Origin of the sequence: Mesorhizobium sp. B2-4-2 (genome assembly GCF_006442845.1) — a bacterium.
Classification (GTDB): Bacteria; Pseudomonadota; Alphaproteobacteria; order Rhizobiales; family Rhizobiaceae; genus Mesorhizobium.
This window is the reverse complement of record NZ_VFVM01000001.1, coordinates 1-23,750: the sequence shown is the minus strand read 5'-3', so window position 1 is coordinate 23,750 and position 23,750 is coordinate 1. Positions and strand designations below refer to the sequence as shown.

At 61.3% G+C, this 23,750-nt stretch carries 20 protein-coding genes; 9 read left to right on the top strand and 11 right to left on the bottom strand.

Annotated features, from left to right (window positions below):
* Positions 1-38: 38 nt before the first annotated feature.
* The 7 genes from FJ942_RS00100 to FJ942_RS00070 form a co-directional block, all read right to left on the bottom strand.
* A complete protein-coding gene (locus tag FJ942_RS00100) occupies positions 39-1,565 on the bottom strand; it encodes a M81 family metallopeptidase (protein WP_140671967.1) in 1,527 nt (508 codons plus the stop codon).
* A gap of 9 nt (positions 1,566-1,574) precedes the next feature.
* Complete coding sequence (locus tag FJ942_RS00095) at positions 1,575-2,525, bottom strand: ATP-binding cassette domain-containing protein (protein WP_140671968.1); 951 nt, start codon at positions 2,523-2,525, stop codon at positions 1,575-1,577.
* Positions 2,522-3,439 (bottom strand): ABC transporter ATP-binding protein, encoded by a 918-nt coding sequence (locus FJ942_RS00090; protein ID WP_140671970.1) that lies wholly within the window; start codon positions 3,437-3,439, stop codon positions 2,522-2,524. Before FJ942_RS00090 ends, FJ942_RS00095 begins: the two co-directional genes overlap by 4 nt.
* Positions 3,436-4,257 (bottom strand): ABC transporter permease, encoded by an 822-nt coding sequence (locus FJ942_RS00085; protein ID WP_140497347.1) that lies wholly within the window; start codon positions 4,255-4,257, stop codon positions 3,436-3,438. The genes FJ942_RS00090 and FJ942_RS00085 overlap by 4 nt, the downstream gene beginning before the upstream one ends.
* Before the next feature lie 3 nt (positions 4,258-4,260).
* Positions 4,261-5,196 carry an ABC transporter permease gene (locus FJ942_RS00080; RefSeq protein WP_140497345.1) on the bottom strand — a complete coding sequence of 312 codons (936 nt, stop codon included), beginning with the start codon at positions 5,194-5,196 and terminating at the stop codon, positions 4,261-4,263.
* 111 nt (positions 5,197-5,307) lie between these two features.
* Positions 5,308-6,900 (bottom strand): ABC transporter substrate-binding protein, encoded by a 1,593-nt coding sequence (locus FJ942_RS00075; RefSeq protein ID WP_140515182.1) that lies wholly within the window; start codon positions 6,898-6,900, stop codon positions 5,308-5,310.
* A gap of 67 nt (positions 6,901-6,967) precedes the next feature.
* A complete protein-coding gene (locus FJ942_RS00070; RefSeq protein ID WP_140897051.1) occupies positions 6,968-8,593 on the bottom strand; it encodes an amidohydrolase in 1,626 nt (541 codons plus the stop codon).
* A 294-nt stretch (positions 8,594-8,887) separates the two neighbouring features.
* On the opposite strand from FJ942_RS00070, the gene FJ942_RS00065 reads away from it, so the two are divergent.
* Entirely contained in the window at positions 8,888-9,868 is a 981-nt protein-coding gene (locus FJ942_RS00065; protein WP_140897050.1) for a LysR family transcriptional regulator, read from the top strand.
* Here FJ942_RS00065 and FJ942_RS00060 read toward each other — a convergent pair.
* From FJ942_RS00060 to FJ942_RS00050, 3 genes are read right to left on the bottom strand one after another with little or no spacing between them, the layout of a single operon-like run.
* The gene (locus tag FJ942_RS00060; RefSeq protein ID WP_140525154.1) at positions 9,855-10,655 is read right to left on the bottom strand and encodes a M55 family metallopeptidase; all 801 of its coding nucleotides are present in this window, start codon (positions 10,653-10,655) and stop codon (positions 9,855-9,857) included. The two genes, FJ942_RS00065 and FJ942_RS00060, sit on opposite strands and share 14 nt — an antisense overlap.
* A gap of 2 nt (positions 10,656-10,657) precedes the next feature.
* Positions 10,658-11,686: a P1 family peptidase gene (locus tag FJ942_RS00055; protein WP_140897049.1), complete on the bottom strand. Its 1,029-nt coding sequence runs from the start codon at positions 11,684-11,686 to the stop codon at positions 10,658-10,660.
* A gap of 16 nt (positions 11,687-11,702) precedes the next feature.
* Positions 11,703-12,593 (bottom strand): D-amino-acid transaminase, encoded by an 891-nt coding sequence (locus tag FJ942_RS00050; RefSeq protein WP_140564468.1) that lies wholly within the window; start codon positions 12,591-12,593, stop codon positions 11,703-11,705.
* Between the two features lie 261 nt (positions 12,594-12,854).
* Between FJ942_RS00050 and FJ942_RS00045 the strand changes: the two genes are divergently transcribed.
* From FJ942_RS00045 to FJ942_RS00015, 7 genes are all read left to right on the top strand, one after another.
* Entirely contained in the window at positions 12,855-13,172 is a 318-nt protein-coding gene (locus FJ942_RS00045; protein ID WP_210243338.1) for a metalloregulator ArsR/SmtB family transcription factor, read from the top strand.
* Positions 13,169-13,657: an SRPBCC family protein gene (locus FJ942_RS00040; protein ID WP_140564441.1), complete on the top strand. Its 489-nt coding sequence runs from the start codon at positions 13,169-13,171 to the stop codon at positions 13,655-13,657. Before FJ942_RS00045 ends, FJ942_RS00040 begins: the two co-directional genes overlap by 4 nt.
* Before the next feature lie 76 nt (positions 13,658-13,733).
* The gene (locus FJ942_RS00035) at positions 13,734-14,147 is read left to right on the top strand and encodes an MAPEG family protein (protein ID WP_140564442.1); all 414 of its coding nucleotides are present in this window, start codon (positions 13,734-13,736) and stop codon (positions 14,145-14,147) included.
* A gap of 388 nt (positions 14,148-14,535) precedes the next feature.
* On the top strand, positions 14,536-15,984 hold the full coding sequence (locus FJ942_RS00030; RefSeq protein ID WP_140663378.1) for a TolC family protein: 1,449 nt from the start codon (positions 14,536-14,538) through the stop codon (positions 15,982-15,984).
* 40 nt (positions 15,985-16,024) lie between these two features.
* On the top strand, positions 16,025-18,157 hold the full coding sequence (locus tag FJ942_RS00025) for a type I secretion system permease/ATPase (protein WP_140897047.1): 2,133 nt from the start codon (positions 16,025-16,027) through the stop codon (positions 18,155-18,157).
* Positions 18,158-18,202: 45 nt separating this feature from the next.
* Positions 18,203-19,492, top strand: a complete 1,290-nt coding sequence (locus FJ942_RS00020) for an HlyD family type I secretion periplasmic adaptor subunit (RefSeq protein WP_140897046.1) — start codon at positions 18,203-18,205, stop codon at positions 19,490-19,492.
* Positions 19,482-20,117, top strand: coding sequence for a ribbon-helix-helix domain-containing protein (locus tag FJ942_RS00015; RefSeq protein ID WP_140515174.1), 636 nt, complete (start codon positions 19,482-19,484; stop codon positions 20,115-20,117). Before FJ942_RS00020 ends, FJ942_RS00015 begins: the two co-directional genes overlap by 11 nt.
* A gap of 128 nt (positions 20,118-20,245) precedes the next feature.
* Here the strand turns inward: FJ942_RS00015 and FJ942_RS00010 are convergent, their stop codons facing one another.
* Positions 20,246-21,214, bottom strand: a complete 969-nt coding sequence (locus tag FJ942_RS00010; protein WP_140555703.1) for a transglutaminase-like cysteine peptidase — start codon at positions 21,212-21,214, stop codon at positions 20,246-20,248.
* Positions 21,215-21,537: 323 nt separating this feature from the next.
* Between FJ942_RS00010 and FJ942_RS00005 the strand changes: the two genes are divergently transcribed.
* Positions 21,538-23,750, top strand: a 2,213-nt coding sequence (locus tag FJ942_RS00005) for a DUF5801 repeats-in-toxin domain-containing protein (protein WP_210240107.1), incomplete at its 3' end; no start/stop codon positions are given.

Genomic DNA, 23,750 nt, shown 5'->3' with positions numbered 1-23,750 from the left:
CCAGGAAGGGGCCGTCTGCACTGGCCCGCTTTGGTAATTTAGAATGTGTCGACCAAGGGACGAACGAAGCGCTCGAAATCCTTGTCGAGCGGCCAGAGCGGGCGCGGCGCGTGGATATAGGGGCGCCGCTCTGCCCGCGGCGTTGCCAGCGCGCCTGCATCGCAGACGATGACCTTGCCCGATATCGGCTCGAATGCCGCCCGGAAATGCTGCATCGATTTCAGGACCAACACGCGGCGAGCCGTCGGTTCTATCCCGAAAGCGCGCAATTGCTGAAGGTCGACCATCTGCTGCGCTTCTGAAACGACCAGGACTTCGATCCCGTCGACGTCGATTACGGCGGTGGGGCCGAAACTATGGGTGAGCCCGCCCTGAATCGGTCCGTCGCCGACATAGGCGCCGTCCGAAAGCCTAGTCAGCACACCCGTCACCGTCAGCGGGCCGCCGCCGAAGTTGGCGTCGCCCTTGCCGCCAATCGTCACCGTCACGGTTTCGCCTTGCCGGTGACGGTGCAATTCATTTGCCGCTTGAGGATCGATCATCGGCGCGAGTACCGCACCCTTTACTCCCGCATCAAGCAGGCCCTTCAACAGCGCGGTCGAGTCGCCGTAGGAACCGGCGCCGGGATTGTCGGCGTAATCGGCGATAACAAGCGGTTTGTCGCCGCGCCAGGCATGCGCCTCGGCAGCAGCCTCGTCGACCTCGATGAAAACATTGCGCTTCCTGGTCCGGCCCTGCCAGATCCTGTCCGCAAGTTCCTCTGTCACACGCATGGCGGCTGGCTTGGCGCCGGGATCACGGCTGTCATAGGTTGCGAGCACGGTGGGACCGACGCAGGACACGTCGGCGCCCGTGAAGGCTGCATTGACGGAAACCGCGAGCAAGCCCTCGGCCTCGGCCTCGCGGGCGCGGTCATAAAGGGCCAGCGTCTCGGGAATGTCGGTGCGGCCGGAATTCGCTTCGTCCAGCATCGGCACATGCGCCCTGACGGTCCGGGGCGCGATTTCACCTTTCATTGCGCGATCCAGGATACGGGCGGCATGCGCGCCGATTTCGCGCATGTCCACATGCGGATAGGTCTTGTAGGAGACAAGGATCTGCGCGTCCCGGACCATGTCTTCCGACACCATCGCATGAAGATCGAGCGTTACCGCGACAGGAATGTCCGCTCCAAGTTCGGCCCGCAGAAGGCCTAGCAGATACCCTTCCCCGTCCGGGCAAAACTCAGGCACCATCGAGCCATGAAGTCCAAGCAGCACTCCGTCGAGGCGGCTCTTGTTCGAACGCGCTGCCTCCAGGATAATACCGGCGATGTGGTCATAGGCAGCTTTCGTCACCCGCCCCCCGGGCACGGCATGTGCCGAAATCGCGTGGATCACGTTCCAGCCCGCCGGTTCCGCCACATCCATGAATCCGGCAAGTTCGGTATTGGCGTTGCGCCGGGCGCGGATCGCGTCGTCGCCAAGGAGAAGCGTGTCCACCTGAAACTGCGGCAAGTCGGTACGGAAGCGCGAGAACGTATTGCTCTCGTGCATGAATTCGCAGGTAAGGACATTGAAGGTCATGGGCAATTCCTATTGCGCGAGACGCACGCGATGACCGCGGCCGATCTCGACAAGCTCGCTTGACTCGGGTTCTTCGTCGGGGTCCGGACGGCGCGAAATGTCGGGCGAAAAGCGGGCGGCGTCTGGGACGAAGGCAGCATCCGGCAAGGCGCGTGCCCCGGTCAGGATCGCGTCGGGATCGGGAACCGAACCGATCAGGCGACGCGTGTAGGGATGCGTCGGGCGGCTGAAAATCGAATGCCAGTCACCCTCTTCCACCACGCGGCCGAAATACATCACGGCAACCCGGTCGCTAACATGCTCGACCACGCTCAGATCATGGGAGATCATGATGTAGCTCAAGCCCAGCGTTTCCTGCAGGTCCATCAGCAGGTTGATGATCTGCGCCTGGATAGACACGTCCAATGCCGACACCGGCTCGTCCAGCACCAGGATCTTCGGATCAAGCATCAACGCCCGCGCGATGCCGATCCGCTGGCGCTGCCCACCGGAGAATTCATGCGGATAACGGTCGGCGTGATCGGGCGTCAGGCCGACGCGGGTCAGCATCTCGGCGACGCGGTGGCTGGCCTCGCCTCCCTTGGCGATTCCGTGCAGGGAAAGCTGCGAGGACAGCATGCGGCCGATGGTCTGGCGCGGATTCAGCGACGCATACGGGTCCTGAAACACCATCTGAGCGATGCGCGCGCGCTCCTTGCGGGCGGGAGCGCCAGGGCCTGTCAACGGCTTGCCCTGGAACAGGATTCTTCCCGAAGTCGGCTCCTGCAGACCCATCACGGTCAGCGCGGTGGTGGATTTTCCGCAGCCGGATTCACCGACGATGGACAGGCACTCTCCGTCGTTCAGGGTCAGATTCACGCCCTGAACGGCACGAAGCGTCCGCTTTGGCCCCAACAGCGAGCGACGCGGCAGCGGGAAATGGACGTTGAGGTCGCGGATTTCCAGAAGAGGCTGGTTCATGCGGTCGCCTCCAGACCAAGGCCGCGCGGCGTGGTCAGCGTCGGTGCGTCGCGTCCACGCTCCTCGCTGCCCACGACCTGGTCCAGTTCGGTCAGGCGGGCGCGTCCCACCAGCGTTCGCGACCCCAGGCGAGGGCGTGCCGCGAGCAGGCCTCGGGTATAGGGATGCAGCGGATTTTCGAACAGAGCCTTGGTGTCCTGCTCCTCGACGAGCCGCCCCCGGTCCATGACCCCGACGCGCCGGCACATATTGGCGATCACGCCCAAATCGTGACTGACCAGCAGCACGGCCGTTCCTTCAGCCGTGCAAAGCTCGGCAAGCAATTCCAGGACGCCTGCCTGGACCGTCACATCAAGTGCGGTGGTCGGCTCGTCCGCAATCAGCAGGTCGGGACGGCAGGCCAGTGCAATGGCGACCATGACGCGCTGGCGCATCCCTCCCGACAACTGATGGGGGTAGGACAGGGCGCGTTCCTCGGGCGCCGGCACACGAACGCTTTCCAGCGCCTCGACGGCTTTCCTGCCCGCATCCGACCACCCGAAGCCCCTGTGAACGACGAACATTTCCGCGATCTGACGGCCAATCGCCATCAGTGGATTGAGCGCCGTCATGGGCTCTTGAAACACCATCGCCATACGGTCGCCGCGCAGACGGCGCCTGGCACGGCCGCCAAGCTTCAACACGTCCTGGCTCCGGAAGAAGATCGAGCCGCCGGTCACCTCCAGCGGGCGCTTAAGCAACCCCATCACCGAAAGGCCGGTGATGCTTTTGCCCGAACCAGATTCGCCGACAAGTCCGTAAGTTTCCCCAGGCAGGATATCGAAAGACACGCCGTGAAGGATTTCGTTCCGCTTGCCGACGCCGATGCGCAAGTCGCGGATGGACAGAACAGGATCGGGAAGAACGCCGCTCATGCCTGCCTGATCCTCATATGCGGATCCAGCATGTCGCGCAGCCCGTCACCGAGCAGATTGAAGCCAAGGACCGTGGCGAAGATTGCGAGGCCGGGGAACAGCGAGGCCCAGGGGGCGGTGCGGATCAGTTCGCGCGCATCGGTCAGCATGTTGCCCCAGCTCGGCTGCGGCGGCCGGATGCCGACGCCGAGGAAAGACAGTGCAGCTTCCGCCAGAACCGCGCCGCCGATGCCAAGCGTCGCGATGACCAGCACCGGACCGACGATATTCGGCAGTATCTGCGTGCGCATGATATTGGCGTCGCTGAAGCCGGCCGCCCTGGCGGCCTGCACGAAGCCCTGATTCTTGAGCGACAAGGTGGAGCTGCGGGCGATGCGGCAGGTCCAGGACCAGTTGGTCAGGCCCAATGCGATCAGGAGGCTTGGCAAGCCGGGTCCCAACACCGCCATGATGGCGAGCGCGAACACCAGGGATGGGATCGCCAGCATGACGTTGGTCAGCCCGTTCACCAGGTCGTCCCACCAGCCTCCGAAATAACCGGCCGAAACCCCAAGCGCCATACCGATGCACGAGTTGATCAACTGCGAAACGAGGCCGACGGTCAGCGACACCCTGGCGCCGTAGAGGATACGGGAAAAGACGTCGCGACCCTGCCCGTCCGTGCCCAAAAGATGGTCCCAGCTCGGCGGCATTTCAGAATTCATCAGGTCGGCGTCGAATATCGGGTTGTACGGGGCAATCCAGCCGGCGCTGACGGCTGCGGCGACCACGAGCAACGCCAGCGCCAGGCCAAGGGCGAAATTGAAACGCAACCGCATGGATCAGGCCACCTTGATGCGCGGGTCGATCATGGCATAGGCGATATCGACCAGCATGTTGATGACAAGGAACCACAACACGATCACGATGACCGTACCCTGAACCACGGGAATGTCGCGTGCCGACACGCTGTCGACCAGAAGCGACCCGATCCCTGGCCAGGAAAACAGTTTCTCGATCACGATCGCCTGCCCCATGAGCGAACCGATCTGAAGGCCAAGCGTGGTCAGGATCAACACCAGCACGTTGCGGGTGACGTGACTGCGCACCAGACGCGGTTCGGTCAACCCTTTGGCTCGCGCCGTTCGCACGAAATCCGCGTTCATCACGTCCAGAACGCCAGCGCGGGTGGTTCGCGCCAGGAGCGCCATCGGCGATACGCCGAGCGCGATGGCAGGCAATATGATGTAGCGGATGCCGCCGGGCTGGTAGCCGAAGCTCGGCAGCAGACCGAGCTGCAGCGCAAAGACGTACATTAGCAGCAAACCTAGCCAGAATTCGGGAACCGACAGGCCGGAAACCGCCAGCATCATCGTGCCGGTGTCCAACACGCTGCCGGGCTTCAGCGCGGCCAGAAATCCCAGAGGAATACCGACTGCCGCGGCAAAGCCCATCGCCGCCAGCGCCAGTTTGATCGAAGGCCAGAGCCGCGGCTCGATCACGTTCCACACCGGTTCGCGGGTGCGGTAGGAAATTCCAAGGTCGAAATGCGCCAGCCCCCACAGATAGTCCCACAGGCGGACCGGCAGAGGCTTGTCCAGCCCGAACTGCTCGTTCAGATGCGCCATCACATCGGCATTCGTGGCGTTGCGCCCCTCCGACATCAGGCTCGATATGAAGCTGCCGGGGACGACGCTGAATATCACGAAAATGATCAGCACGACCGCCAGCAGGGTCGGGATCATCTGCAGCGTGCGACGAAAGATGAAGCGCGACATCCGCGAATCCTGCCTTTCAACAACTGGGCGCCATGCGGCGGGCGAGGAGTGGGCGCCATGCGGTGGGCGGGGCCGTACAAACCGGTCCCGCCCGCCAGCCATGCCATCGCGCTACTTGCGTGATGCGGGTGCGCTGTCGTCGATCCAGATGTCCTCGTAATCCTGGATAGCCAGTTCCGCGCCGTTCGGCTTCAGCCCGTGGACCCATGGCTGGTAGGCCATGACGGCCTTGTTGTAATTGAAGAACCAGACCGGAGCCTCGTCCTGCAGCAGGTTGTTGGCTTGCCTCAGAAGATCGTTCTGCTTGGCCGGATCGGTTTCGTTGCCTGCCTGCTCGATCAGCTTGTCGAAGTCGGCATTGTTGAACTTGACGTAGTTGCAGGCGGTCTGCGATGTCTTCGAATAGAAGCAGTTCAGATATTTCAGCGGATCCGGGCCCGACGAGTTCGACCAGATAAAGGCATCAAAATTGTCGGACAGGATCTTGTCGGACAGGACCGAGCTTTCCACCGGGTCGGTCGTCACGGTGACGCCCACCTTGGCCAGCATCGGGATGATCGCCTCGACGATCGGCAGGCCCCAGCTTTCGTTCGAGGTCGCGGTGACCGAGAACTTCAGACCGGTCTCGAACCCTGCCTCCTTCAGCAGTTCCTTGGCCTTTTCCGGATCATAGGCATAGGGCTTGGCGTCCTTGTCGAAGGCCGGCGATGAAATCGGCAGCCAGGAGACCGCGGGATAAGCCTTGTTCTTCAAGAGCTTCTCGACAATCAGGTCCTTGTTGATCGCATAATTGATCGCCTGCCGGACGCGCTTGTCCTTGAATGCCTCGACCTTCGGATTGAAGCCGATATTGCGGGTGTAGACTTCGGCCACCTCAAGGATGTGATCCTTCAGCGCCGGATCCTGGCTGTAGGCCTCATACTGCACAGGGCCGAGAACGTTGGTATCGATCTCCGCGTTGCGGAAGGCGACGTCGCGAGCCGAAGCTTCGCCCATCAGCATGATGTCGAGCTTGTCGAGATGCGGCTTGCCCTTCTCATAATAGCCGTCGAACTTCTCCAGTTCGACCTTCGAGCCCGCAACGTAATTGGCGAGCTTGAACGGGCCAAGGCCGTTCGGCTTGGAGGCCAGCTGATCCTCCGGATAGTCCTTGGAGTAGATCGGCGCATAGTTGGACATCAGGTTCCAGCCCGGATCGGCCAGGTTGATGAAGGTGATTTCGATGGTCCTGTCGTCGATCTTCTTCAACCCGGAAATATGATCGGCCTTGCCTGCCTGAAATTCGGCGACGCCGGCGATCTGCAACATCTGCTCGGCGCCCGGCAGGGCCTTCTTGGGATCGGCAAGACGGTTGTAGGACCAGATCACGTCATCGGCGTCGAGCTTGTCGCCATTGTGAAAGGTCGCTTCCCGGAGCTTGTAGGTATAGGTCTTGCCATCCGCCGACTTCTCTACCGTTTCGGCGAGGTCGAGCTCAGGCTTGCCGCTTTCCGGGTTCCATTTGTAGAGGGAGCGGTTGATCGCTTTGGCCACGATCTCGTCTTGCGTATGCGGTGTCGCCGTGATGTCCAGCGATGTGATGGAGTTGCCATAGGGCGCGGTGAACACCAATTTCCCCCCATCCTTCGGTGTGGCGTCCTGCGCCAGCGCGGCGGTCGCCGTTCCAAGCGCAAGCGCCGCGATCAAGCCAAGTCTGTTCAACATCCCTCAATTCCTCCCTGTGGTTCGTTGTTGATTTCCTGTCAGAGACGGGCCCAACCGGCATCCCGCCTCAACTTCCTTCATAGACGATGCGCCCATCCAGAATTGTCATCTCACAGCGCGTTTCACGCAGGATTGTCTCCGGTGTGGCCGTCAGGAGGTCGTTGGAGAACACGGCGATGTCCGCGAGCATTCCAGGCTCCAACCGGCCCTTCACCATTTCCGCGCCCTGGGAGTAGGCACCGTGTTCGGTATAGGCGCGCAACGCCTGCTCGGGCGTCAGTATCTCGGAAGCGTCCATTACCGTGCCCTTGTGCGTCTTGCGCGTCAGCATGGCGTAGAGGTCCGGGAAGGGATTGGGCGAACAGACCGGCGAGTCGCTGCCGGTGGACGGCTTCATGCCGAGGCGATCCCAGGTTCCGATCGGATAGGAGCGCAACCCGCGCTCCGGCCCGAGAACAGAGACGTAGGCGTCGCCGAAATCATAGATGAAGGCCTGCTGCGGCGCAGGCAGGATGCCTGCCTTCAACATCCGCTGATTGATGGCACCATCGACATAACCGCAATGCTCGATCCGGTGCCGGTGCTTGTGATCCGGCCTTGCGGCGCGCACACGTTCATAAGCCCGCACGAGCTGGTCGATGGCGGCATCGCCAATGCCATGGCAGACCATGGTGTAGCCCATTGCGGTGTAGCGGTCGACCAGTTCGAACAATTGAGCGTCTGGCAGCATCCGGACACCGAAATTGTCAGGCTGGCCAATATATGGCTGGCGCATCCAGGCCGTGCGTCCGCCGGCCGAGCCGTCCGTGAATATCTTCACGCCGCCTATGCGGAACATGTCGCTGCCGACCCCGGTAACGAGACCCGCGGCATGGCAAGGCTCGACGATGGACGAACCGGGGTCGCCCAGAAGTGTTGCCCAGACCCGTACCGGGAGCCGGCCGCTGCGCTCGGCCTCATGATAAGCCTCGATCTCGGTCATACCGTCGATCTGGCCAGTGGCCGCGTCCATGCAGGACGTTATGCCGAACCGCAGAAGGTCACGGCCCCCCGCTTCGATAGCATCGAGTATCTCGGCGAAAGAGGGTGTCGGCTGGACGTCGTAGACGAGGTTCTGGGCGTTCTCAGCCAGCATTCCGGTCAGTTGCCCGGCCTCGCGCCCAATGACGCCACCATCCGGATCGGGCGTGTCGATATCGATTCCCGCCAGCGCCAGCGCCAGCGAATTCACGACAGTGACATGGCCGCAGGCGCGCGTGACCGAAACGGGATGATCCGGCAGGGCGGCGTCCAGCTCCTTCACGGTCGGCATAAGTGCGTCCGGATATCGGGTCTGGTCAAAACCGCGCGCGGTCACCCATGCGCCTTTGGGCGTTTCGGCGGCCCGTGCCCGCAGCGCAGCCATCAGCGCGCCGCGGGTCGGCGCGGCATCGGGCGTCGCATCGACCTTGCCACGCAGGAGCCCCGTCGAGATCAGATGCAGGTGCGCATCGTTCAAACCGGGCATTGCGAAGCGCCCGGCCAGATCCACGACCCTCGTGCCCTTTCCGATCAGGGGCTTGATATCGGCGTTGGAGCCACTGGCCACGACCCGGTTGCCCAAGACCGCAATCGCCTCCGCGATCGGATTTCCGTAACCGGTCCAAATCTTGCCGCCATGCAAAACGAGATCGGCTTGGTTCTGCGAATTCATGCTGCCTTTTCTTCTCCCCGGCGTTCACGGACGTCGCCGACATAGATTTGACTTTGAGTGGCATTCCGTTTCGTGTGCGGTCAGATTCTTCTCCCGCGCTCGACGTCACGTTCCCCTGCCACCGGCTCCAGTTGCCAGCTTTTTCGTTTTGCAGACGTTGGGGCGTCGGCGATCACAAGGCCAATTCGGTTTTCGCAATCAAGCATGCAAAATTTGCATAACATAGCAATTATAATGAAATATGTTCCCCATTGCGGTTCGATCAATGCTCGAACGCAGTGGAGGAGAGGCCGCGTGGAAATCAAATGGCTCGAAGATTTCGTGACACTTGCAGAAACATCGAGCTTTTCGCGGGCAGCCGAAATCCGCAATGTCACCCAGTCGGCCTTCAGTCGGCGCATCAAGCAGCTTGAGACGTGGCTCGGAGCACCGCTCATCAGTCGTGCCACCATGCCGGCCGAACTGACATCGGCCGGACGCAATTTTCTTCCCATGGCGCAAGACGCCATCAGGATGTTCTATTCGGTGCGCGAGTCTCTGCGCCCGCCTGCGGAACAGGGGCTTGTACGCTTTGCGGCCCTTCACACATTGACCATCACGTTCTTTCCGGTTTGGCTGCGGGAGGTGCAGCGGAACACTCGCACCTTCGGCACATCCTTCATGGCTGACAGGGGTGGCATCGAGGCGAACCTGGCTGCACTGACCGATGGCGAAACCGACTTCTTCCTGACCTATGCGCACCGTGAAGTGCCGTTTCACCTGGATCGCGACAAGTTTTCTCATCTGGCTATCGGATCGGATCGGCTCATCCCGGTCGCGGCGCCGGAACTGCGCTTCGACAAGTCGACCGTGCCCGCGACGGGCATTCTGGACAGTCCGGAAACGGCAAAGCGAGCTTTGCCCTATCTGGGCTATGGTTACAGCTCTTTCTTTGGCGTCGCCCTCGGAAAACTCTTCTCGAAGCACTCGCCGTTCCGGCGTCAGACAGTGCATGAAAGCACAATAAGCGCCGGACTCAAGGAACTTGCGCTGACCGGCGCGGGCATCTGCTGGCTGCCAGAAAGCCTCGTCGAGAACGACATCTCCAATGGAGCCCTTGTCATCTGTTCGAATGACAGCACATGGACGCTCGATCTCGAGATACGATTGTATCGCAGCTCGGAGAAGACGCGAAGCACCATGGTAGAGGCTCTTTGGCAATCATCCAAGGCGCTGGCGCAAACGTTGAAGCCCGCCGCGCCAGCCGCGGGCACGGCGACCTTCAGCTCTTCATGAAGCGGAAGGCGCGCAGCACCTCGAAATAGTCGTTCGATGCAAAGGCGACGGCACGTGGCCCGTGCCGGCGCACTCCGGGATACCAGGAGGCGCGATAGGCATCGACGGGGTTGCTGAATTCGATGATGATCTCGACCCTTTCCGGCATTGACGGCAAAGCTTGCCGCGCCCTGTCGCGCAACGCCCTTTCAACGCCCTCGCATATTGCGCCGCGCGCCGCCGCAGGCGCCAGGGAGATGGTGGCCGCGCCGATGCCTTTGAGGGTTTCGACAGTGGCTATCCCCGGGACGAGGGCTCTGGCGTCGGCGCAAATGCCTTCGTCGCCGGAAAGAAATACCGAGCGCACGCCATAGCGCGCGGCGCACAACGCATTCAATGTGAATTCGGACGCTGTTTCGCCATTCAGGATCAGCCGCGATATTCGCAATGTCGATGTGTGTGCAAGCGGGTTGTCCTCGACGCCGGCCTTGGAATGGTAGCCGGTATAGAGCGCGGCATCGAAGCTTTCATCGATCCCGAACATCATTGCGTCCGGATGTCCCGACCAGCCCCTCACGATGCGCGCAAAAGGCGGCATGCGTTCGAGAATAAGGTTGCGCCCGCTGTCATGCGCATCCTTGATCATGATTTCGGTGGCGCCAGCGGCTCGCGCTCCTTCGCAGGCGGCCAGGACCTCCCCGGTCATCAGTTCGCGGAATTCCCTGTGGTCGGCATGCGTTCTTTCCGCCTCGTCCCAGGATTGAATGCCCGCGGTGCCTTCGATATCGGCCGAAATGAAAATCTTCATGCTCAAAGGGGCTCCTTCAGCCAGTCGGTCAACGCCGGAATCCTGCGTCTATTTCGTCCAACCACGCCTTGCGCGGCGCACAGGGCGTTCAGAACGGCCTCGACCGTGGTTTCCACAACCGCTTCGAAAACGAGGTCGATGTATCTGTCATCGACACGCGAAATCGAAATGAACGGTGAAGGCGAGACGTGCGGCAGAGGATCGGCGGTCGTGAAGGCGATGGCGATATCGCCACTGCCGTGTCCCCAATACGAACCGAGGCGGGCAATGCCGGCGCCGGCCCGGCTGGCGGCACGGTTCAATTGCCGGTCGTCAAGAGGAATATCCGTGCCGAGAATGATGATGATCGACCCGCTTTCAGGCTCGCCGAGCCCTCTGGGATCGGCTCTGCGGCCATCCGGGAGGACAAGATCCCCTGCCCTGCCGAAGTTGGACAACACCAGAGCGCCAAGCGTGAAGGCGCGAGACCCGATCTCGACAGACCTGGACGCGCTGCCGATACCCGCCTTGAAGCCAAACGACGTCATTCCGGTGCCGGCGCCGATGCTGCCCTGTTCGACCGGACCGGCGCTCGCGGCATCCAGCGCCGCTTCGGCGTCATGCCGGGTGACCGCCATTGCCTGAATATCATTGATGCCGCCGTCGTTGCATTCGCAAACGACGGGGTTGACCGTGCTGGTCTTGCGCCCGATCTCCGGGTTGGCGGCAATGGCACGCTTGATCAGCGCCTCCGCACATGGTGCGACCGAGAACGTGTTGGTCAGAAGGATCGGCGTTTCGATCGTGCACAGTTCGGACAATTGCATGAGCCCGACGGACTTGCCGAAACCGTTGATGATATCGACCGCCGCCCTGACCTTGGATCTGAACAGGTCGCCGCCATGGGGCAAGACGGCGGTGACGCCTGTCGCCAGCCCGTCGGCGATGATCGTCTTATGGCCGACCAGGACACCCGGCACGTCCGTGATCGCATTGTTCGGGCCGGGCGGCAGCCGCCCCATGCAAAGGCCTAAACGCCGTGCCGCGCCCATTTTCACATCCCACTCATCAAGCAAGGGCCGCTCTTCCGGCCGCATGCCCGTTCATCTCTGCAAAAGCTGTCTGGACGTAAATTTCCTGCAGGCGGCGTGTCAATGGACCAGGTTGGCCGTTTCCGATCCTGTGGCCGGCAATACGGATGACGGGGGTGACCAGGCTGGAGGCGGAGGTCAGGAACGCTTCCGCCGCCGAAAACGCCTCCTCTGGCGAGAACGCACGCTCTTCAAACAAAATGCCCTGGTCTTCACATAGACGCGCCACTGCTCGCCGCGTACAGCCGGGCAGGATGGCTTGAGAATTGGCGCGAGTAATGACACGGCCGTCGTGCGTAACGATGAAAGCCGTCGCCGATGCGCCCTCGGTCACCTGTCCACCCTCGACAAACCAGACATCATCGAAGCCTTTCTCGCTTGCAGCATGCTTTGCCAGAACCTGCCCCAGCAGCATGACAGTCTTTATGTCGCGCCGCGCCCAGCGCGGATCAGGCGCCAGGTCGACGGCGACGCCTTCGGCCTGAGCCTTGGTTCCTACGAGTTTGCGGGCGCTTGTGAAGGCGACCATGGTCGGCTCAAGATCATCGGGAAACAGGAAATTGCGCTTGGCTTCGCCGCGCGAAATCTGGAGATAGACCGTTCCTTCATCCAATCCGTTGAGCGAGATCAGTTCCAATTGAATGGCTTCCATCTCAGGCAGCGTCACGGGCATGGGAATACATATCTCGGCAAGCGACCGCTGGAGACGATTGAGATGGAAATCATTGTCTATCAGCCTGCCGCCGATCACGGCGGTCACCTCGTAGACCGCGTCTGCAAAGAGGAATCCCCGATCGAAGAGACCGATGCGCGCCTCGTCTTCGGGCATGTAACGCCGATTGCAATAGACTTGCGCCACTTTGGCCATCCTCGATCCCAGCTTCAACTGACTGCTCGATAAATGCCAAGGCAGGTCGGCAAAGACCAATTCAAAAAATGCAATTCGGTATGCCGATCACGTCAAAGCGCAACGGACACTCCCTGCGACGGCCGCATGGTTCACGCCACGAGCGAGCGCAGGTCGCTGAAATGGTTTCCTTTAATCCGCGGAGCCGGACGGAGGCTTGGATGACGCATCGTTGACCTCCCGATATTGACAGATCGCGGCCATCGATTTAAGTTCGTGTTAGTGGTGACTAACGCGAACTACTGGACAGCGCTCGGAGATCCGACAAGGCGCACGATCTTCGAACTGCTGGTCGAACAGCCCTGCTCGGTCAGCGGACTTGCTCGTGCCCTGCCTGTAACCCGGCCGGCTGTCTCTCAGCACTTGAAGATACTCAAGGCTGCCGGGCTTGTGGCCGACACGCGCTCGGGCAAGGAATGCATATACCGTATCGATCAGGATGGGCTGGCAGGCCTGCGCGCGGAAATCGACCAGTTCTGGAGCAAGACCCTGGCGGGCTACAAATTAGCCGTCGAGTATCCAAAAAAGGATCAAGCATGAGTAAGGATCCTGCACTCGCGCCCGTAAGGCATTTCGTCGTCGTCGAGGCATCCATTGTGCATGCCTTCAAGGTTTTCACCGAGGATTTCGGGAGATTCAAACCTCGAGAGCACAATCTTCTTGCCGTTCCGATCGCAGAAACGATCTTCGAACCCCGGGTCGGAGGGCACGTTTACGACCGAGGTGTGGATGGCAGCGAGTGCCGCTGGGCTCGTGTGTTGGCCTACGATCCGCCCAGCCGGCTGGTTCTGAGCTGGGACATCAGCCCTCGGTGGCAGATCGAGACCGACCCGAACAAGACGAGCGAATGGGAGGTCCGATTCACGGCCGAGACCGAGAACAGAACCCGGGTTGAGATCGAGCACCGGCATTTCGAGCGCCATGGGCAAGGCTGGGAGGGCGTGAGGGGTGCAGTTGATAGCGATCAGGGCTGGCCGCTCTACCTGCAACGGTTCCACGGCCTGTTCAACCATCGGGCAGCCTGACAACCGCGTTGCAGTTCATGGGGGTATGACTCGCAAGCACCGTATCGCCCACTGAGATTCCAGGAGCAGAGACAACATGGAAGTCTATTGGTTAAGCATCCTCGGCGTGCTTACGCTTTGTTTGCTGTCGGTGGTGTTGGCGGTCTATTCCGGTTCGTCCAAGGGATTTGCAGGGGTACTTTCAGGACCGGTAGTCCCGGCGGACGACCACAACAGGCTCTACAGGATCGACCGCGTCCACATGAACTCGGTTGAGGCGCTGGCGCCCTTTGTCGTGCCCGCGGTGCTGGCGATGATGGTTGGTGTTGGACCGACCACTTTGGCGACGCTTGTGGGGCTGCACCTGGCGATACGCCTGATTCATCTGGGAATCTACCTACGTGGCGGAAACGCCGCAAAGGGAGGCAGTGTCAGGACGGTTCTGTACGTTTCGGGAGCGCTGGTTACGCTTGCCCTTATCCTTGTGACTGGATGGGCAGCATTCCATTGACGCGTTATCGGCACTTATCGGAGGCTACATCCGTTTTATAGTCCGCGTCCGGCATCCCCGTTCGGCAACAGCGCCACCGTCTCGGCCCGGGCAAACGTGTCCAACTGTTGGGAACCACTGCGCGATTTTTCAAAAAGAGCCCTCACCGCTCCAACCAAGGCATTTTTCGTTGCAGCCGATCGGCATTCTCCCACCCCCATCGGCCCCGTTGTTATGTGTTATTTTTGCTACATGTCGCTGCTCATGACTGGGAAAACCCATTTAGAGTCGCCTAAATTAATATTCGCTCACGTATTTTCTGAATATATCGGGTAATTCGGCAATGGTGGGCTTGGGGTTGGCCCGCTTAAGCGCCTTGAGGAAGGCGTTGGGGAAACGGGTGGGCTAAATGAACAGAACTGGCATGTCGGCCATAGGCAAGCGCCTTGGTCTTTTGATGGCGGCTACGATGCTGACTTGCGGGGGGGCGAACGCCCTCACGCTCAAGGAGGCGGTGGCGGTAGCGGTCGAATCCAATCCGGAGATCGGCCAGGCGATAGAAAATCGCGAAGCGATCGAGTTCGAATTGCGTCAGGCAAAGGGCCTCTATTTGCCCAGCGTCGACCTGCAGGCGTCGGCTGGCGCTCGTCGTCTCGACAATTCATCACGGCGCGCACTCTCGATAGAGGACGACGCGCTTTACCCGGCAGAAACCGACCTGACCGTTTCGCAGACGCTCTATGACAGCGGCGCAAGGCGCGCAGAATTGAACCGCCAGGCCTCCCGCGTCGATGGCGCGTCGTTTCGAGTGCTGGAACGGTCGGAATTCATCGGCCTCTCTGTTGTCCAGGACTACCTCGAATACATGCTCCAGGCTTCGATTGTTGCCGAGGCAAAGAAAAACCTGGGCTTCCATCAAGCAATCCTCCACGACATCCAGGAAGGCATTGCCGGCGGCGGGTTGAACGAAGCCGACCGGCAACAGGCCGAGGAGCGGCTGTTCGCGGCCAAGGCCCGCATGCAGGAAGCGTCGGAGGAACTGGAGGCCGCGCGGATACGGTTTTTCAAGACTGTCGGCAAGCCGCTGACCAATGCAGCGAGGCCGGCCGACGTGTCCGGCACGCTGCCAAGGTCGCTGGACGATGCGCTGGGCCTTGCGCGCGAGAGCAACCCGCGCGTCCACATGGCCAACAGCGATATTGCCGCGGCGGCCTCGCTGGTGGACGCGGCGCGCGCGAAATACGGCCCTTCGATCATTGCCGAAGGCTCTGCCCGGGCGGGCTACGACATTGACGGCGACAATGGAGACGCATCCGATCTGCAGGCACGTCTGGTGTTGCGCTGGAATCTCTATCGGGGCGGCATCGACAAGGCCAATGAGCAGGAGCAGATCCGCCGCACCAGCGAGCAGCGGCTCGCGATGCACCAGGTTCTCCGAGAGATCGAGGAAGCCGTTCGCACGTCATGGGATCGTCGCTTCCGGCAGGCCGATCTGGCCAAGACCCTGAAGCTACAAGCAGCCTCCAACGAAAAGCTGGTCGCGTCCTATCGCGAACAGTTCAAGGTCGGTCAGCGCTCGTTGCTCGACGTGCTCGATGCGCAGAACACGCGATTCAACACCGCGACACTGGCCGACACCGCGTCCTACGCATCCCTTTTCGCGCAATATCGGCTTCTGGCGGCGACCGGGCAGTTGCTGAAAACGATGGACGTCCACCCGCCAAAACAGGCTACGGCATACGCGCGGACCGAGTTCGCCGCGCCGGAAACGGCCGACACCGAAACCTATGCGCGCACGCCCTCGGAACAGAAAAACGACGTGCCGTTCGATATTCTGGCACCGGTCAGGAAAAAATAGGCGGGCCTAAGGATCGATCGAGAGTCCCCGCGGGCGGATCGTGAACCAGCAACCCAACATCCTGTCACCGAAAGAGGCTTTCAAGGCCTGCTTTTCGGCCGTCGCCGCATATCTCGGCCGCCCCAGCGCCGAAACCGTGCTCTTTGCCGGCGTGCCGCTGGCGGAAACGCGCATCGACATCGACGCGATCCGGCATCTTGCCGAGCGCGTCGGCCTTGAAATAACCGAGTTCAGCCAGCGCGACTTTGTTCGGGGGCGCATCGACCTCCCCGCGATCGTCTTTCGCGTCAGCCAGCTGCCGGTCGCGCTGCTGGCCGATGGTGAAGCCGGCGAATATTTCACCGCTCCCCAGGAGGACGGGCGCACCACGATCAGCCGGTCGGAACTGGCCAACAGCTATATCAGCGGCGGTGCGTCCTTCTCGATCACCTACGCCAACGCGACGGAGGCCATGAGCGTCGGCTCGGCGCCGAAAATCGAGCGGCGACATTGGCTGACGGGAACGATGGGGCCGTTCTGGCGCACCTATTCGAAGGTTGTCCTGTCGGCGGTGTTCATCAATCTGCTCGCCATCGCCTCGCCGATCTTCACCATGAACGTGTACGACAGAATCCTGCCGAACAAAGCGATATCGACGCTCTGGGTGCTGGCCATCGGCATCGGCGCGGTCATCCTGTTCGACCTGCTGCTAAAGACCTCCCGGGCATCGCTCATCGACTATGCCGGGCGCAAGGCGGATCTGCGCATTTCATACATGCTGTTCGAGAAGGTGCTGAACTCGTCTCTGGCGGCACGGCCGGGCTCGACGGGCGAATACGCAAATCGCGTGACCCAATATGAATTCGTGCGCGAATTCTTCACGTCCAACACCATCAGCGTGTTCATCGACACGGCTTTCGTGTTTGTTTTTCTCCTCGTCATCTATGCGATAGGCGGCTGGCTGGTCATGATACCCGCGCTGGCCTTCGTCGCGTCGGTGATCGTCGGACTGGTCACGCAGCGGCGCATCGGCAAGCGTGTGGCGGCCTCCATGAACGAGGCCTCGCAGCGCCAGGCGCTGCTGGTCGAATCCATTTCCACGCTGGAGACGATCAAGTCGCTGCGCGCCGAAGCCTACCTGTTGCGAAAATGGGGAGAGCATTCCAAAAACGCCTCCAACACCTCCGAGAAGATCAAGCAGCTTTCGGCCGCCGCCGGCAATATAACGCAGGCCATCCAGCAGCTGGTCACCGTCGCGCTGGTGGTGGCCGGCGCCTACGCCTTCTCCGAAGGACATGTCTCCACCGGAGCCATCATCGGCACCGTCATGCTGGCCAGCCGGGCTGTGGCCCCGCTCGGGCAGATCGCCATCACCTTGTCCAGATTGCGCCAGGCCATGCTCTCTTTGCGGATGGTGAATTCGATCATGGCTCAGCCGGAGGATCGTCCGGACACTGTGGGCTTCGTCAACCGGCCCATCCGCAACGGCGCCATGGTGTTCCGGAACGTCGGCTTTACCTATCCCGGCTCCGAGAACGAAGTCCTGACCGGCCTGAATTTCTCCGTGAAGCCGGGGGAGCGGATCGGCATCATCGGCCGCATAGGATCGGGAAAGACGACGATGGGGCGGCTGATCGGCAGGCTTTTCTTGCCGAGTTCCGGCGAACTGCTGCTGGACGGCATCGACATCCGTCAATACCACCCCTCCGAGGTTCGCGCCGCCGTCGGCATCGTCGCGCAGGCGAACGATCTGTTTTCAGGCACCATCAAGGAAAATCTTTTGATGGCCTGTCCGGAGGCGACCGATGAGCAGATCGTCGAAGCGGCCAAGGCCGCCGGCGTCGACGATTTCGTCTCCCGCCACCCGCGTGGCTATGACATGAATGTCGGCGAGCGCGGCACCAATCTCTCGGGCGGCCAGAGACAGACGATGGCGATCGCCCGGCTGTTGCTGACGAAACCGAAAGTCGTCTTCCTGGACGAGCCGTCCGGCTCGATGGATCTGGCTTCCGAGCGTCAACTGATCAAGCAGCTCAAAGTGGCTTTCGATCGAAACACCACGCTGATCGTCTCGACGCACCGCTTCAGCATGCTCGAACTTGCCGACCGGCTTATCGTCATCGAGCAAGGCAGGATCGTTGCCGATGGACCAAAGGACCAAGTGATACAGGCGCTGCAGAAAAAAAGCACCTGAAGAACGAAAACTATCAAAGTATTCAATGCGTTGGGGCCGTGGGAAATGCTTGCAAGAGAAGACCGGCCGCCGCTCTTTGCGTCGGCGTCCATATTTATCATAGGTGCACTCTTCGTGTCTTCCGTCGCTTGGGCGTCCTTTGCCGAGGTGGATGAAATCGCACGCGGCGACGGCAAGGTCATACCTGCTTCCAAAACGCAGATCATCCAGGCCAGCGAGCCGGGCGTCGTCCAGGAAATTGCCGTCAAGATCGGGCAGGTCGTGAAGAAGAACGACCTCATCATCCGCCTCGACAATACGTTCAACACCTCCAGCCTTGGCGAGCAACAGGCCAAGGCACGGGCATTACAGACCCGCATTGCACGGCTGAAGTTCGAGCAGAGCGGCGATCTGCAAGGCGAATTTCCATGTCCAGCCGAAATCCAGAAAGTCGCCCCGGAAATCTGCGACAACGAGCAGAAGCTGCTCGTGGCCCGCCGCGACAACTTCGAAGTCAAGCTGTCGGTTCTCAAGTCGCGCCTCGATCAGCGCGAGAAGGAATTGGACGAGGCGACCGCCAATTCCGATCGCCTCACGAAGAATCTGGTCGTCAGCGACCAGGAGGCAAAGCTGGTCGAAGCCATGGTCAAGAAAGGCCTGATGGCGCGAACCGAGCAACTCCGGGTCGAACGCGAGCAGACCGAGCTCAATGGGCAGCTGACGCTTGCTGGAGAAACCACCAAGAAAGCCAAATCGGCTATCACCGAGGCCCAGCTTCAGGTCGACGAGCTCGGCCTGCAGCTGCAACAGGAGGCGCTGAGCGACCTCACGCAGGCGCTGGCTGACCTCTCGGTGGTCGATGAAACCATTCGCGGCGCGACCGACAAGGTGGCCCGCACCGACATCCGTTCTCCAGTCGACGGTATCGTCAACACGCTTGACATCAATACGGTTGGCGCCTTCGTGCAGCCCGGCGCGGTGGTCGCCGGCATCGTTCCGACTTCGGAGACCTTGCTGGTCGAAGCGCGGGTTTCGCCCCGCGACGTTGCCTTCATCCGGCCGGACCAGGAGGCGCTGATCAAGGTCACCGCCTATGATTTCTCGATCTTCGGCGGCATCGAAGGCAAGGTCTCGAACATCACCGCCGACAGTCTCGTCGACCAGAAGACAGGCGAGCCCTATTATCAGGTGCGCGTCGCGACCGACAGGTCGACGCTGACGCGGGATGACAAGACCTATTCCATCATCCCGGGCATGATCTGCTCCGTCGACATCAAGACCGGCCGCAAGACGATCCTGACCTACCTGCTGAAACCCATCAACAAGGCACGAGAGGAGGCGATGAGTGAACGATAGCGCCACGCCTCCCGCTGTTCTCGAGCGGTTGCTCGTGCCGATGGCCACGGAAGACCTCGGCATGGAGTTCCGGGTTGTCGCGCGCCGCGGCATCCGCCGCGGCATCCGCCTGGAGCGGACGTTCTGGACGTCGCTCAGGCAGATGGCGGAAAGCCGCAAATGCACGATCGGCATGCTTGTCGATGAGATCGCCGAGAGCCAGCCTCCGGCCGGCAATCTGACGTCGGCGATCAGGGTTGCCTGCATTCGTGACTTGACGGAAGAAAACCTGACGTTGAAGAGGCTTGCATCGATCAGGACGATCACCGCGATACTGGTCGCCTGCCCCTCGCCCGCCTTCGCCCTTTCATCGTCGAAAAAGATCCTGACCTTCAACGCTCCGTTCCAACAATTGGTAAAGCGCCAATTGCCGACGGCGCCGAGCGATGACGGGCGTCAGGATCTCAGGCTGGCGCTCGATCTCAACGTGGCGGACATCTTCGCGCGGCTGGATGCCAATGGCGAGATTCCGGTCGCCAGCGGGTTCGTCATCGGCGCCGGCGAACGCCGATATCGCGGCCAATTGAATGCCGTGCGAGCACCGCTGGTCGGGCAGGACCTGCTGATGGCATTCGTCAGCGGCTAGCAGCAGTTCCAGGAAAAGTGCGAAACGCTTCCCGGGAAAAGCGTGTAGCGCTTTCCCTTGGGAATTGCGCAAAACAAAGAGATAGAGCGGTTCGGCGTTTTCCATAAAAGCCGGCGAACCGCGGTTGCTCACCGACGGGCAAGCGCTCCAGAAGCCGTGTCGGGCTGCAATCCCTCGCCGGGCGCGACGCCTGCAAAACCGCCCTTGATCTCCGCGACCTGCGCGCTGCCCGATCTCGAACCATGGATCCAGGCTCGGTCCGTGCTGAAGGAATAAAGCGGCACATAATCGGGGAGATCGCTGTCGCGCAGCACGGTGTTGTTGAGGCTGTCGAGAATGAACACGCCACTTGCCGTGCTTACCGACAGGACCGCATGGAAGAATCCCCGCCTGCGATCCTGGAGAACAACCAACGCCATGCTTTGCGCGGGGATGCCGGCCCTCAGCAGCGCCGTCATCTTCAGTATGACGAAATCCTCGCAGTCGCCGGCGCGCTTATCGAGCACCTCGGTGGGCTTTGCCCAGTAATCGAGCTTGCCATAGATGACGCTGTCCTTCCTGTAGGCGATCAGGTGATTGATGCCGCTGTTGACGAATGACAGTTTCTCGCTGAACCCTTTGCCCTGTGCCGACGAGATCAGCCTGGCAAAAGCCGCGCTCTTCTGCTCGCAGGCACTGCCCGCCGAGCAGCCGACAATTGCCTGGTAGACCGGTGCCCACCGCGCGGCGACGGGAAAGTTATGCATGGACAACGCGACCGAGCCGAACACGCCGGGGATAATCGTTGCCGTCTTGATGGGATCAATTCCGGCATTCGCAGGCGCCGGCGCAACGCCCGCTTGGGCATCGTCGATCGTGTAACTCATGGAAACCAGGTCGGGCTGGTATCCTACCGCCGATCGCCAAGGCTGGAATCTTTCCAGGGAAACGCCGCCCAGGCTGGGCGGCATCCGCACGTCTTCAACAAGCCCGCCGACCGAAGCGGTGTCCTCTAAATGGACGCTCGCGAGCGATGGCTGCGGCAGGCCTGCGAGGCTGATCGTCAGCAAGAGTAGCTTGAGGCCGGCTGTTCCCGGCGCGGTTTTTTCTTTTTTCATAACGCCCACCTTTTGACTGTGGACGGTACCGATCTTGTCTCAAATTATTGGCAATGAAGGTAGATAATGGCGACGAAACTTGTTTCCCCTATTTTTCGTAAAATTTTATTTGAATTTATACTTCTATTTACCATGCAACCGGGGGCGAGGCCTCATCCGCACTGGCACCTATCGACTTATATAACAGAATATATGCTCCCAGTTTACCACGCGTAAAAAATGCCATTGTAGGCATATAATGGTATATAAAGTAGATTGACGGACGGTTGCAAAGTAATGGTTGCCGCTGTCTCTTTCGGGGAAATGCCGGAGGGGTACAAGCAATGACCATCAATAACGAATTGGACGCCGTTTCGGGTTCGTGGGACGAGCATTCCATGGCCAGTGAACGTCACGACCAGACCTCGCCGGCAGAGTTCCAGGTCGCACAGGCGGCTTCGACGCAACAGGCCGCGCCGGCAGCGGCCGAACCAGTGCCGGTCGATGTGGGCAGTGGCGCGCCGGCGGAAGCACCCGCGGAGGCGAAGGCCCAGGCGGCAGCCGCGCCGCACGAATACGTCGCCGACGCCGGCAACGTCGTGAAGCTTCCGGCGAACGTCTCGATCGACAACATCAAGGTTGACGGCCACAATCTCGTGCTCGAACAGGCCGACGGCTCGGTCATCGTGATCAAGGACGGCGCGCTCAACGTGCCGACCTTCGTCCTTGGCGATGTCGAGGTGCCGCGCGTCGCCTTGATCGCCGCGCTCGAGGCGAGCCATGTGGATGTCGCCTTCGGCGCCGATGGTTCGATGTCGGCTGGCCCTGGAGGTTCGACCTCGAGCGCCGGTGGAAATTTTGAAATTCCTCCTGGCGGCATCGGCGATGGATTTGATCTTTCGGCGCTCTTGCCGCCGACCGATCTGCAGTTCGGGCAGGCCGAGAGGCGGGAACTGTTCCTTCCCAATGCGAACCCGGAATTTGGCGATCTCACCGTCCGCGTGTCGGAAGAAGGGCTTTCCGGCGCAAACCCGGACGGCGATCCCGGCTCACCCTTCGACGAATCGAATCTTTCGGTGATCAACGGCAGCTTCGGCGCTACGGATCCCAATGGCGATCCGCTGACCTACGGCCTCGGAGTGCCTGCCACGACGCTTACCTCGCACGGCACCGACGTCGTGTGGGAACTGGTCGATTCGACGCATCTCGTCGGCAGGGTCGGATCGGACGTCGTGATCAGCGTCACCATCACGGATGCGAGCACGGGAACCTTCCAGATCGCCCTGCTCGGTCCCCTCGACCACCCGCTGGCCGGTTTCGAGGATGACCTCTCCATCGTCGTCCCGGTTACCGTGCAGGATCCGTTCGGCGGCTCGGCAACGGCCAACATGACCGTGATCGTCGAGGACGACAGCCCTGCCCTGACGGTGGGCAACACGGCAGCCAGTTCCGCGGTGCTCGATGAAACCAATGCCGGTTCGCCGGCCGGCTTTCCGATCGATGTGACGAGCGCCAACCCGATTATTTCCGTTGCATCCAATTTCGGTGCCGACGGCGCCGCCGCCGGCGGCGGCATCGCCTATGCGCTGGGCCTGACCGGCAATGTCGCATCGCTCGATTCGGGCCTGAAGACGGCCATTGGCGATTTTGCGATCACGCTGCTGCAGACCAATGCGACGACGGTCACCGGCACTTATCAGAACGGCGGCACCCACACCGCCTTTACCATCGTCATCAACGGCAATGGCACGCTTACGGTCACCCAATACGCTCCGCTGGAGCACACTGTCGATGGATCGAGCGCTGCTGCCCATGACGACGTGCTGACCCTCTCGGGCAAGATCACAGCCTCGGTGACCGTCACCGACTTCGATGGCGACAGCGCATTCGGCGGTGCCCAGATCGGCGGCGCGATCCAGTTCCACGACGATGGACCTTTGGTAACAGTCGTCGCCGACGCCGGCGCCGTGGTCTCACTCGACGAAACGCAGGCCTTGAGCATGGCGGCTGCGATCAACACAGGAACCATCGTCAAGGGCGATGATCCCGATATCGGCGGTACCGGGGCGATCACCTCCGGCACCAGCAACGGCGCCCTGGTCAATGTGACGGCGCTGTTCGGCGGCGACGGCCCGGCGGCAAGCACCGCCACCGTCTATCAGCTGAGCGTCACGAACGCCGTTTCCGGCCTGACCGTCACCGACGGCTCAACGATCACCTTGCAGACGCTTGCGAACGGAGTGGTTGTCGGAGTCGTGCAGGGCGGCGCGTTCAAGGGCGAGGCCGCGTTCGCGCTGTCGATCGATCCGGCCACCGGCAAGGTGACCGTCGAGCAATATCTGTCGCTCCACCATTCCGACACCGGTAATCCCGACGACACGGTTGCACTCACCGCCGGCTCGCTGGCCGTGAAGGTCACGATCACGGATAGCGATGGCGACTCCGCCAGCGCCAGCGCCGACGTCTCGGGCCAGATCAGTTTCGACGACGACGGGCCGAAGGTGACGGCTGTCGCCGCCACCGGCGTTACGGTAGCGCTTGACGAGACGGCGACCAC

Excerpts from the sequence above, each read along its gene's own strand:
- FJ942_RS00050 (WP_140564468.1), bottom strand. The coding sequence starts at position 12,593 with ATGGCCAAAGTGGCGCAAGTCTATTGCAATCGGCGTTACATGCCCGAA.
- FJ942_RS00085 (WP_140497347.1), bottom strand. The coding sequence starts at position 4,257 with ATGCGGTTGCGTTTCAATTTCGCCCTTGGCCTGGCGCTGGCGTTGCTC.
- FJ942_RS00030 (WP_140663378.1), top strand. The coding sequence starts at position 14,536 with ATGAACAGAACTGGCATGTCGGCCATAGGCAAGCGCCTTGGTCTTTTG.
- FJ942_RS00095 (WP_140671968.1), bottom strand. The coding sequence starts at position 2,525 with ATGAACCAGCCTCTTCTGGAAATCCGCGACCTCAACGTCCATTTCCCG.
- FJ942_RS00080 (WP_140497345.1), bottom strand. The coding sequence starts at position 5,196 with ATGTCGCGCTTCATCTTTCGTCGCACGCTGCAGATGATCCCGACCCTG.
- FJ942_RS00035 (WP_140564442.1), top strand. The coding sequence starts at position 13,734 with ATGGAAGTCTATTGGTTAAGCATCCTCGGCGTGCTTACGCTTTGTTTG.
- FJ942_RS00020 (WP_140897046.1), top strand. The coding sequence starts at position 18,203 with ATGCTTGCAAGAGAAGACCGGCCGCCGCTCTTTGCGTCGGCGTCCATA.
- FJ942_RS00100 (WP_140671967.1), bottom strand. The coding sequence starts at position 1,565 with ATGACCTTCAATGTCCTTACCTGCGAATTCATGCACGAGAGCAATACG.
- FJ942_RS00010 (WP_140555703.1), bottom strand. The coding sequence starts at position 21,214 with ATGAAAAAAGAAAAAACCGCGCCGGGAACAGCCGGCCTCAAGCTACTC.
- FJ942_RS00040 (WP_140564441.1), top strand. The coding sequence starts at position 13,169 with ATGAGTAAGGATCCTGCACTCGCGCCCGTAAGGCATTTCGTCGTCGTC.
- FJ942_RS00070 (WP_140897051.1), bottom strand. The coding sequence starts at position 8,593 with ATGAATTCGCAGAACCAAGCCGATCTCGTTTTGCATGGCGGCAAGATT.
- FJ942_RS00090 (WP_140671970.1), bottom strand. The coding sequence starts at position 3,439 with ATGAGCGGCGTTCTTCCCGATCCTGTTCTGTCCATCCGCGACTTGCGC.
- FJ942_RS00060 (WP_140525154.1), bottom strand. The coding sequence starts at position 10,655 with ATGAAGATTTTCATTTCGGCCGATATCGAAGGCACCGCGGGCATTCAA.
- FJ942_RS00075 (WP_140515182.1), bottom strand. The coding sequence starts at position 6,900 with ATGTTGAACAGACTTGGCTTGATCGCGGCGCTTGCGCTTGGAACGGCG.
- FJ942_RS00055 (WP_140897049.1), bottom strand. The coding sequence starts at position 11,686 with ATGGGCGCGGCACGGCGTTTAGGCCTTTGCATGGGGCGGCTGCCGCCC.